Source organism: Achromobacter aloeverae (assembly GCF_004121055.1).
Taxonomy (GTDB): Bacteria; Pseudomonadota; Gammaproteobacteria; order Burkholderiales; family Burkholderiaceae_B; genus Bordetella_C; species Bordetella_C aloeverae.
This window is the reverse complement of the sequence record NZ_PYAL01000004.1, coordinates 191,459-202,301: the sequence shown is the minus strand read 5'-3', so window position 1 is coordinate 202,301 and position 10,843 is coordinate 191,459. Positions and strand designations below refer to the sequence as shown.

General features: G+C 66.3%; 8 protein-coding genes and 1 pseudogene. 6 read left to right on the top strand and 3 right to left on the bottom strand.

Going from position 1 to position 10,843, the window contains the following annotated elements:
* Nucleotides 1–46 precede the first annotated feature (46 nt).
* Nucleotides 47–1,282: a multidrug effflux MFS transporter gene (locus C7R54_RS14915; protein WP_129151237.1), complete on the bottom strand. Its 1,236-nt coding sequence runs from the start codon at nt 1,280–1,282 to the stop codon at nt 47–49.
* A 268-nt stretch (nt 1,283–1,550) separates the two neighbouring features.
* On the opposite strand from C7R54_RS14915, the pseudogene C7R54_RS29430 reads away from it, so the two are divergent.
* Nucleotides 1,551–2,189: pseudogene (locus C7R54_RS29430) on the top strand (putative nucleotide-diphospho-sugar transferase); the annotation flags it as partial.
* A gap of 73 nt (nt 2,190–2,262) precedes the next feature.
* Here C7R54_RS29430 and C7R54_RS14905 read toward each other — a convergent pair.
* Complete coding sequence (locus C7R54_RS14905) at nt 2,263–3,234, bottom strand: LysR family transcriptional regulator (protein WP_192903666.1); 972 nt, start codon at nt 3,232–3,234, stop codon at nt 2,263–2,265.
* 126 nt (nt 3,235–3,360) lie between these two features.
* Between C7R54_RS14905 and C7R54_RS14900 the strand changes: the two genes are divergently transcribed.
* The 4 genes from C7R54_RS14900 (at nt 3,361) to C7R54_RS14885 (ending at nt 7,277) form a co-directional block, all read left to right on the top strand.
* Nucleotides 3,361–4,491 carry a C45 family autoproteolytic acyltransferase/hydrolase gene (locus C7R54_RS14900; RefSeq protein WP_129151234.1) on the top strand — a complete coding sequence of 377 codons (1,131 nt, stop codon included), beginning with the start codon at nt 3,361–3,363 and terminating at the stop codon, nt 4,489–4,491.
* Between the two features lie 62 nt (nt 4,492–4,553).
* On the top strand, nt 4,554–5,549 hold the full coding sequence (locus C7R54_RS14895; protein ID WP_129151233.1) for a Bug family tripartite tricarboxylate transporter substrate binding protein: 996 nt from the start codon (nt 4,554–4,556) through the stop codon (nt 5,547–5,549).
* Between the two features lie 19 nt (nt 5,550–5,568).
* On the top strand, nt 5,569–6,399 hold the full coding sequence (locus C7R54_RS14890; protein ID WP_129151232.1) for a polysaccharide deacetylase family protein: 831 nt from the start codon (nt 5,569–5,571) through the stop codon (nt 6,397–6,399).
* Nucleotides 6,396–7,277 carry a polysaccharide deacetylase family protein gene (locus C7R54_RS14885; protein WP_158021212.1) on the top strand — a complete coding sequence of 294 codons (882 nt, stop codon included), beginning with the start codon at nt 6,396–6,398 and terminating at the stop codon, nt 7,275–7,277. Before C7R54_RS14890 ends, C7R54_RS14885 begins: the two co-directional genes overlap by 4 nt.
* A 104-nt stretch (nt 7,278–7,381) precedes the next feature.
* Here C7R54_RS14885 and C7R54_RS14880 read toward each other — a convergent pair whose 3' ends face one another.
* Complete coding sequence (locus tag C7R54_RS14880; protein ID WP_129151230.1) at nt 7,382–9,037, bottom strand: ABC transporter substrate-binding protein; 1,656 nt, start codon at nt 9,035–9,037, stop codon at nt 7,382–7,384.
* Between the two features lie 318 nt (nt 9,038–9,355).
* Here C7R54_RS14880 and tcuA point away from each other — a divergent pair, with 318 nt between their 5' ends.
* A complete protein-coding gene (gene tcuA, locus C7R54_RS14875; protein ID WP_129151229.1) occupies nt 9,356–10,843 on the top strand; it encodes an FAD-dependent tricarballylate dehydrogenase TcuA in 1,488 nt (495 codons plus the stop codon).

Genomic DNA, 10,843 nt, shown 5'->3' with positions numbered 1-10,843 from the left:
CTTCATGCAACGGCGTCCCGGCCGCGCCGGGCGCACGCGGTACGCGTCAGGTTCCCGCCGGCGCCGGCGCGCGCAGCCTGGTCATGAGCACGAAGACCAGCAGGGCCAGCGCGCAAAAGACCGCCATGCAGCCCGTCACGGCCAACACGCCGACGCGCGCGAAGAAGTCGCTCACCAGCCAGCTGGAAAACGCCCCTATGCCCATCATCAGCGCGTTCATCACCGCCGCCGCGGAGCCGGCGATATTGCCCAGCGGCTGCAATGCGCCCTGCTGGGTGCTGGGCGTGATCAAGCCATAGCAGAAGGCGTTCACCATGAAGAGCGGCGCCAGGTTCCAGGCGCGCACCCAGTGCGTCAGCGTCAGCGCCAGCATGACCAGCGCCGACACCAGCGCGACGCCCAGGCCTATCTTTATCAGTCGATCGCCCGGCACATAGCCCGCCAGTCTCCCGCTCAGGTAGGACGCCAGCATGATGCATGCGGCCGCCGCGCCGAACAGCAGGCCGAAGGCCTGCGGCGGCACGCCCAGCGCCTCCATCAGCACCAGCGAGGATCCCGTCACGTAGGCGAAATGGCTGCCGAAGCCCAGGCCGCAAATCAGCATGTAGGCAACGCAAACGGGCTTGCGCAGCAAGGCCGCGTAGGCGCCCAGCACGGACACCGACGCCGGCCGCTGGCCGGCTCCCGCACGCAGGCGCGGGGCCGACTCTTCCAGTCCCAGCCAGACGATGCCCAGCACCAGCACCCCGCCTATCATCATCATCGCGTAGATGGCGCGCCAATGCGCCACTTCCAGCAGGAAGGCGCCGACCGACGGCGCCACCATGGGCGCGATGACGCGGATGATGGCGATGTTCGACAACAGCGTGCGCACCTTCACGCCTTCGAAATGATCGCGCACCAGGCTCATGGACAGCACCGCGCCGGCGCCCGCTCCCGCCCCTTGCAACAGGCGCCATGCGAGAAAGGTGTCTATCGTGCTGGAGAAGGTGCAGCCCGCGCCGCCCAGCGTATAGATCACCAGGCCTGCCAGCAGCACCGGCCGGCGGCCCAGGCGGTCGGACAGCGGCCCGTAGACCAGGGGCGCCGCGGCGAAGCCGACGAAGAAAATGCTCAGGCTCAGGGCCACCCTGGCGGCGTCGGTATTCATGTCGCGCGCGACCGCGCCGAAGGCGGGCAGGCCCACGTCTATCGACAGGGACGCGAGCGCGGCGAGGGCGCCGCAGAAGAGAATGAAATAGAAGGAATGGGGGGAGATGCGGAAGCGGGGTCGGAGGTTCATCGACGAGGTAGGCGAGAGAAAGAGGATGCGGCCGCTTGTGGCGGAGGCATGCCATTACAAGTTTAGCGTAGGCGGCTCCCTGGCCCGTCCTCCGGGAACCGGCCCGCATCCACAATCCCCCCATCATTGAAATCTCTGCTTTCAACGGGGAAACCTATGTGAATTCACGGCTTCATGCACGCAAATTCGACATGGCCGAGCCTAGAATTGCCGCGAATCGAAGGCAAGTCTAGGCACGGCGTCCGGCATGGACGTGTAGGGGGTTTTCATGTTGCATCGCCTGCGGCGCAAACTGTCCGCTTGGACACCGGAACACAAGCGGGTCGTGGTGGATTTCCCGGACCCGGCCGAACTGCGGCGCCGGTCCGCCGCCGCCTCCCAGCCCATGGGCCTGATCGCCGCCTTCTACACCAGGGACAGCGTCTACGAAGCGGAAAAAGATCGCTTCCTGCGCTCGGCCGAACTCCTGGGCCTGCCCACCGATATCGTGGCGATCGAGTCCACCGGCTCGTGGGTGCGCAACGCCGCCATGAAGCCCGGCATACTCGCCGACCTACGCCGCAAGCATCGGGGCCCCTTGCTCTATGTCGATGTCGACGCGGTCTTTCACCGCAACCCCTGGCCGGAACTGCATACCCTGGACTGCGATATCGCCGCGTACTACGAACCCGAAGGACATCTGCTCAGCGGCACCCTGCTGATCAACGATACCCCGGCCGCCGCCGCGCTTCTGGATGCCTGGGCGGGGGCGTGCGCGGCAGACCCACAGGCATGGGACCAGGTCGTCCTCGAACGCCTGGTCGCGCAGGACGCTGCGCGCGCGCACCCCCGCTATCGGCTGACGCGCCTGCCGGTCGCCTTCTGCTGGATCTTCGACAAGACAAACAACGAACCCTGCGCGGCGGTGCATATCGAACATCTGCAGGCCAGCCGCGAAGCCAGGCAGCGCAAGCGCCTGTTCGGCCGCCCGGGCAAGGCGGTCAGGCGGCGCCGCGAACGCGCGATGGCGATAGAGCGGGTACTGTTCGGTCCGGCGCCGAAACACCGATCAGGCCCGCCACAGCCTGCCGCATCCAGCGATGCGATGGCACGTCGTCCCAGCGCGCATGCCACACCATGTTGTAGTGCGACTTGGGCAGGTGAAAACCCAGGTCCTTGACATGCAGCGGGTGAAAACGGGCGATGTAGTTCGCCAGCTTGCGCGGCATGGTCACCGCCAGGTCGGTCTGCAGCAGGATCAGCGGCACGTGGCTCATGCTTGATACGTAGAGATCGAAAGCGCGCTGGTAGCCGGCCTGCCGCAGCCAGGTATCGACCTCGTTGTCCTTGCCGTACATGTCGGTGGTCGTCACGAAGCGCAGCGCGCTGAAGACCGCCGGCGTGAGCCGGCGCCGGCTGGCGGGATGCCCATGCCGCATCAGGCACACGCGATCGTCGTCGAACAATCCCTGGCTGCGAAAACGCGGCCCCACCTCCTCGAAGCGGCCCAGCGCGATATCGACGGAATGGTCCTCCAGCTGCTTCTCCGGCAGCGCCACGCCCTGCATGTTGACGAAGCTGAAGCGCACCATCGGCGCGTGGATATCGCAGTGGCTGCGCAGGCCGGGCGCCAGCATCCATTCGAGCGTGTGGCGCGCGGCGATGCGGAAGGTGCGCGTGGATTTCAGGGGATCGAACGCCCCGCCGTCCTCCATCAACCCGCCTATGGCCGCCAACGCCTCGCGCACCGTCGGCCGGATCTCGACCGCGCGCGGCGTCGGCACCAGCTGGCGCTTGACCAGCACGAACAGGGGATCGGCGAACAGTCGCCGCAGTTCGGCCAGCTTGCGGCTGATGCCCGGCTGCGTGGTGTGCAGGCGCGCCGCGGTCTCGGTGGCGCTGCGTGTCTCCATCAGCAGTTCGAAAACGGTCAAGAGGTTGAGGTTGACCTTGCGCAGGGTATCCAGTTCCACGACTGCCCCGTAATCCATATCAAAAAAGGCATTATATGTTTCACATAAATGATTTGATGTTATGACAAAGCAACCTTAGGATCTTCTCCTCCCCGGCGCCCCGGCCCGGTAGACAGGAGAGCATCGATGAGCAGGCAGCCCCAGACGCCGTTTCCCTTGTATGAGATCGCCGGCACGCCGCTGGCGCGCGGCCGCGCATACGGCGAACAGGCGAAACAACGCATCGCGCGGTCCATCGCGCACTACAGCGAACAGGCGGCGCGCCTGCGGATGCCGCCCGAGGAGATCGACAAGGTCATTCGCGGGTATATCCCCGTCGTCCGCAAGTTCGACGAGAACTACCTCACCGAAATGCAAGGCATCGCCGACGGCGCCGGCGTGCGGCTGGAAGATATTTTCCTGCTCAACGCGCGCACCGAAGTCATGAAACTGGCCGTCCGCCCCGAGCTGCGCGCCCGCCTGCTGGCCGAAACCAACGACGGCTGCACGTCGGTCAAGGTCACGCGCGACGCCACCCGGGACGGCGAACTGATACATGCGCAGAACTGGGACTGGAAGGAAGAGTGCGCCGAGACCGGCGTGGTGCTGCGCATCCTGCGCGAGGACGGCCCCGACCTGCTGACCTTCACCGAAGCCGGCATGCTGGCGCGATCCGGCTTCAACGCCGCCGGCATCTCCATCACCGGCAACAACCTGGAGTCCGACCGCGATTACCGCCAGATCGGCGTGCCCCTGCCGCTGATCCGCCGCAAGGCCCTGGAAAGCGAGTTCGTCGCGCACGCCATGCACGCCGTGTATGCGACGCCCAAGACCGGGTCCAACAACATGGCGGTGGCCCATATCGGCGGCGTGATCATCAACTTCGAATGCGCGCCCGACGAGACCTTCCAGCTGCATCCCGAAGGCGGCCTGCTGGTGCATTCCAACCATTGGCTCAGTCCCGTCGCGCTGACCAAGCTCAAGGACATGGGCATCGCCTTCTCGCCCTGCACGCTGTACCGCGAGCAGCGCGTGCGCGAATTACTGGCGCCGCACGTCGGCCGGATCACGGTGGACGACGTCAAGCGCGCGCTGCTGGACGACTACCAATCGCCCTGGTCGGTCTGCCGTCCGCCGCGCGGCGACTTCGGGCGCGCCACCCGCAGCGCCACGGTATCGACCGTCATCATGCAACCGGCGCATGGCTACATGGAAGTCGCCAACCTGCCCGCGCTCGATCCTACTTTCACCCGCTACGACCTGCCGCGACGCAAATAGCCCGACCGGCACCTGCCCAACACGATCCACGACGCACCATCACAAGACCAGGGGAATCCGTCATGACATCCACCCTCACCACCCGTTTCCTGCGCCTGGCGGCCGGCACGGCCGCCGCCGCCCTGCTGGCCGTGCCCGGCCTGTCCGCCGCGGCGGACGGCTATCCGAACCACGCCATCCGCCTGATCGTGCCCTTCGCGGCCGGCGGCGGCACGGACATCATGGCCCGCATCATCGCGCAGGACGTGGGCAAGGAACTGGGCCAGACCATCGTCGTCGAGAACCGCCCCGGCGCCGGCGGCGGCATCGGCGCGGCCTTCGTCGGTCAGTCCAAGCCGGACGGCTATACGCTGCTGGTCGGGTCGACCGGCACGCACGGCGCGAACCAGTTCCTCTACTCCAAGCTGCCCTACGACCCGGTCAAGGACTTCACGCCCATCTCCGTGCTGGTCACCTTCGACAACGTCGTGGTGGTGCCGGAATCGTCCAAGGTCCATACGCTGAAGGAACTGGTCGACCTCGCCAAGAAGAATCCCGGCAAGCTGAACTACGGCGTCACGACGGTCGGCAGCTCCTCGCATCTTGCGGTGGAAAAGTTCAAGCGCGATGCGGACATCCAGGCCGCCGCCGTTCCCTACAACGGCGCGGGCCAGGCCACCACGGACCTGCTGGCCGGCCGCCTGGACTTCATGCTGGACCTGGTCGGCACGCAGCAGCCCAATATCAAGGCCGGCAAGGTGCGCCCCCTCGCCACCACCGATCTCAAGCGCAATGCGGTGCTGCCCGACGTCCCGACCATTGCCGAATCGGGCTATCCGGGCTTCAGCGCGGTGGGCTGGATAGGCTTGTTCGGTCCGGCGAACCTGCCGCCCGCCGTCGTCGACACGCTCTACAAGGCGATCGACAAGGTCTACAAGACGCCGGAATTCCAGGCCACCATGCGCGCGCGCTCCTTCGACATCGCGCACATGCCGCCGGCCGAGTTCACCCGCTTCCTCGCCGACGAGCGCGCGAAGTGGGGCGCCGTGGTGCGCGACGCCAACATCAAGCTGGATTGATCCACAGGAAGGGACAGCGATGAGACAAAGAACGACTTTTCCCGAAGACATGCGTTGCGTGGTGCTGATCGGCATCGACTTCGACGGTCCCAGCCACGAAGTCGGCCGCGGCATCGCCCCGCTGGGCAAGCATTCCTGGGGCAATTACTCGGCGCGCTGCGGCGTGCCCCGCCACATGGACATGCTCGCGCGCCACGACATCAAGGGCACCTTCTTCATCCCGGGCTATGACGCCGAGCGCCATCCCGCCATCGTCGAGCAGATCGACCGCAACGGCTATGAGGTCGCCGCCCACGGCTATCTGCACGAAGCGTGGGAACTGGGCGTGGAGGAAGAAGAGGCGCTGCTGCGCAAGACCGACCGCATCCTGCACGATGTCGTCGGCAAGCCCGTGCTGGGATGGCGATCGCCGTCCGGACGCAAGAGCGACCGCACCATGGCGGTCCTGAAATCCATGGGCTATATCTACGACTCCAGCGACAAGGACTACGACCGTCCCTACCGGCTGCGCTTCGGCCAGGGCCAGGACGACGTCATCGTCGAACTGCCCAACAACACCTATAGCCTGGACGATTTCCCCTTCTACAAATTCAGCCACACGCCGCCATCGGAAGTCCTGGCGCAGTGGAAGGCGGAGTTCGACGCCATCTACGGCGTCGACCGCTTCTTCGTGCTGTCGCTGCATCCGCGCGCCGGCTGGGGGTCGGGCACGCCCGCGCACACGCGCATCCTGTCGGACCTGATCACCTACATGAAAGGCCATGATGGCGTGCGGTTCATGGAATACCGCGCTTTCGCGCAATGGTGCCAGCAGCACCGCGACAACCTGGAAGAGGTCTCCTTCGCATGAACACCCATACCTGGCCCCAAGGCGCCCGCACGGTGGTCTTGCTGACCGTGAACTTCGACGCCGAAACCTTCGATCTCAAGGAAACATCCGCCGAACGCATGTTCGGCCGCTATTCCTATGGCCGCTACGCGGTGCGGGCGGGCTTTCCCCGCCTGCTGGACCTGTTTTCCCGCCATGGCGTGCCCGCCACGTTCTTCGTCCCGGGCGGCGACGCCCGGCGTCATCCCGACCTGGTGCGCGAACTGGCCGCCAACGGCCACGAAATCGCGGCGCGCGGCATCGACCTGGAGAACTTCGCCACCCTGGGAGACAAGGAAGCCGATGTCCTCGCGCGTTCGCGCGCCATCCTCGCCGACATCACCGGCGCCGCGCCCGTGGGTTTTCGCGCGCCGGGCGGAGAACTTTCCTCGCGTACGCTGGGGCACCTCGCCGACGCGGGCTTTCTCTATGACGCCACCTTCCAGGATGCGGACTATCCCTATGTGTACGGCCTGGCCGGCGGGCGGCGGATCGTCGAACTGCCGTCCACCTACGCCCTGGACGACGCGCCCATCTACTCCGCGCGCCATACCCACGCCCGCCTGCAGGCCATCTGGCGCGACGAGATCCAGGCCATGCACGCCGAAGGCGTTCTGATCCCGATCACCCTGAACCTGCGCGGCGATTTCGGCTCCACACGCGCCGCCCGCATCGCCATCCTCGATACCCTGCTTACCGAAATCAAGCAGCTGGGCAACGTGCGCTTCATGACCTGCCGCGAGCTGGCCGGGCACACGCTGTCGCTAGGGCTGCCCACCGAGCCGGATCCCTACCTGGCCCACGCCGAGACGCTGGCGAATACGGTATACCGGGGCGACCTGGCGATCAAGCCGCTGTAGCAAGGGCACTGTGGCAAGGGCACTGTAGCCAGGCCCCTGTAGCCGCGGCACCGCGGCGAGCCATCCGGGCTCGCCGCGGCCTCAAAAAAGACAGCGGCCCGAAATCAACGCACCGGCTTCGCCGAAGCCGCCAGCGTCATCTGGTCGGCCCGCCCTTCGTAGGTGATGTCGCCGCGAAAAGCCCAAGTGCTGCTTTCGAAATGCAGGGGAATGCTGGGTAACAAGTCCATCGCCCGGCGCACCGCCTGCTGCAGCAGTTTCTCGCGCTGTCCCGGATCGACGGTCGTGATCGCCTGGCGAAAGACCTTGTCGAACTCCGGATCCGAGTATCCACCGTAGTTGCTCGTGCCCACGCCGGCCTGCTTGTCCAGCGACGTCACCCAGTACGTCAGGAAGGACGACGCCTCGCCCGTATCCGATCCCCAGCCTCCCATCGCAAAGCTGAATTCGCGCTTGGCCCGCTGGGGAAAGAACAAGGACCGGGTCATCGCGTTCACTTCCGTCTTGATGCCGATCCGCGTCAGGTACTGCGCCACGGCCTGCGCCACGGCGGCATCGTTGATGTAGCGGTCGTTGGTCGCCGACAGCGTCATCGAGAAGCCGTTCGGATAACCCGCCTCGGCCAGGAGCTTCTTCGCCGCCGCCGGGTCGTACTTGAGTTCCGGCGCATGGGGCAAGGCCCCGAACATGCCGTCCGGCAGGAACTGGTTGGCCGGCGTGGCCGCGCCGTCCATGATGCGCTGCGCGATGGTCTTGCGGTCGATCGCCATCGAAATCGCCCGGCGCACACGCACATCCTGCAAAGGATTGCCGCCGCCCGGCGCCTGCACCTGCGGACTGGGCGACCGCGCCACATCCATTTGCAGGAACAGCACCCGCACCGATGGCGTAACGACGTACTTGTGCTTCTTGTCGCCGTCCAGGCGCTTCAGGTCCCGTGCCGCCGGATTCTCGATCAGGTCGAAATCCCCCGCCAGCAAGCCCGTCATCCGCGGCCCCGCACCGGGCACGGGCGTCATCCGCACTTCCTTCCAGGCGGGTTTCGTCCCCCAGTAGTCCTCGTTGCGCGCCAGCGTGATCGCCGTCCCGCGCACGAAGGACTTGAACGTGTACGGTCCCGTGCCGATCGCGTTCTTGCCCGAGTTGAAGTCCTCCATCTTCGGCCAGGGGCCCGTCACCCCGCAGTTGTGCGCGGGATCGAAACGGATCTGCTCGTGCTGCGCGATACCGCTCCACAGGATCCATATGCGGGTAAGCTCGTTGGCGAGCAAGGGATAGGGCGCCTTGGTCTTCACCACCAGCGTCGATCCGTCCTTCACGGACATCGCTGCGATCTTCTTCGCGACGTTCTCGTACGACCCCGCGATGGCCTGGGGATTGTTCAGGACACGGCAGAACGTGAACATCACGTCTTCCGGGGTAAAGGGCTGCCCGTTGGAGAACCTGACCCCCTGGCGTAGCGTGAACTCCCAGGTCGTATCGTCCACGGGCTTCCACGCCGTCGCCAGGCCGGGCACCAGGTTCATCCTGGCGTCCGACGCCACCAGCGTCTCGAACACCTGCGCGGACAAGGCATCGTTGGGCGTGGCCTGGTGATAGTGCGGATCCATCGACGTAGGCTCGGAGGCCAGTCCTATCCGCAGGGTCTGGGCCTGGGCCTGGGCCTGGCTCTGGACCTGGGCTCGCGCGCCGCCTGTCGCCAGCGCAAGCCCCGCCATGAGGGCCGCCGCGAGGGCAGCCTTCGGAATGCGTACCGTCATTGTCATTGCCCCTTGTGTAGGGCGGGCTGCGAAACGCGAGGCGCCTTCCAGGCCCGCCGCCGCCGAAGCATCAAGGCTCCGGCAGGCCATTCTAGCAATGGGCTACGTGTCCGCCCGCGCCCGCGATACCAGGGATTACCCGCGCGGCCAGGCACCAGGACATGACGCCTGGGGATTTCCCGCACGTTCAATTAAATCGAAAAACACTTTCGTCCCGGCCGCATTCCCCTGCCTTCCCCCGCGACGCACAATCGTCCCGAGGCGCCTCGATGCACAACGACGACGAATGGAGAGGAGACGAACGATGGGAGACACGCGATGAACACCTTCGATGTAGCGGTCATAGGCGGCGGCAATGCCGCGCTGTGCGCCGCCTTGTCGGCGCACGAGGCCGGCGCCCGCGTCGTCATCATCGAACGCGCGCCCAAGGACAATCGCGGCGGCAGCTCCGCCTTCACCGGCGGCGCCTTCCGTATCGCCTACAAGGGTAACGACGACCTGAAGACGCTGATGCCCGATCTCAGCGAGGACGAACTGGCCAACAGCGACTTCGGCACGTATACGGAAGACCAGTTCTACGACGAAGCGGTGGCCATGAGCGGCTACCGCGCCGATGCCGACGTGCTCGACACCGTGGTCAGCCAGAGCTTCCCCACCATGATGTGGATGCGCGGCCATGGCGTGCGCTTCATGCCCATCTACGGGCGCCAGTCCTTCAAGGTCGACGGCAGGAACAAGTTCTGGGGCGGGCTCACCGTGGAGGTTTCCGGCGGCGGACTGGGGCTCATGCAATCGCTGTACGCACGCGCCGAGCGCCTTGGCCTGGACCTGCGCTATGGCGCGCGCGCACGCGGGCTGGAACGCACCGGCGACGCGTGGACCATCACCCTGGAAGAGGACGGACAGGCGCATGCGCTGCAAGCCCGCGCCGTGGTGCTGGCCACCGGCGGCTTCCATGCCAACGTGCGCTGGCGCGCCCAATACCTGGGCCCGAACTGGGATCTCGCCAAGGTGCGCGGGTCGCGCTACAACACCGGCGACGGCATCGAAATGGCCGTGGGCGCCGGCGCCATCGCGCATGGCAACTGGACCGGCTGCCATGCCGTCTTCTATGACCTGAACGCGCCGGCCTTCGGCGACATCAACCTGCTCAACCAGCAGAAGAACTATTTCAACCTGGGTATCGTGGTCAACGCCGACGGCCGACGCTTCGTCGACGAAGGGCTGGATTTCCGCAACTACACCTACTCGGGCATGGGCGCCCGCGTGCTGGCCCAGCCCGGCGCCGTGGCCTGGCAGGTGTTCGACGCCAAGACGACAGGCCTGCTGCCCGACGAATATCGCGTCAAGCATGCCACCCGCCTGCAGGCCGACACGCTGGAAGCGCTCGCCGGGCAGATGGAAGGCATCAACCAGCGCGGCTTCCTGCAGACCGTACGCGAATTCAATGCCGCCATCGACCGGGACGTGCCCTTCAACCCCGCGGTCAAGGACGGGCGCGGCACGCGCGGCCTGGCCGTGCCCAAGTCGAACTGGGCTCATCCGCTGGACACCGGCCCCTACGTGGCCTACGCCGTCACCTGCGGCATCACCTGCACGTATGCCGGTGTCAAGGTCAATCCCAGCGGCCAGGTGCTCGACGGCGACGACCGTCCCCTGCCTGGCCTGTACGCGGCCGGCGAGATGGTCGGCGGACTCTACTACGTCAAGTATGCCGGCGGCATCGGCCTGACCGCCGGCGCGGTGCTGGGCCGCATCTCCGGCGCGCACGCCGCGACGCTGGCCCGCGGCGCCCCGCAGGCCTGA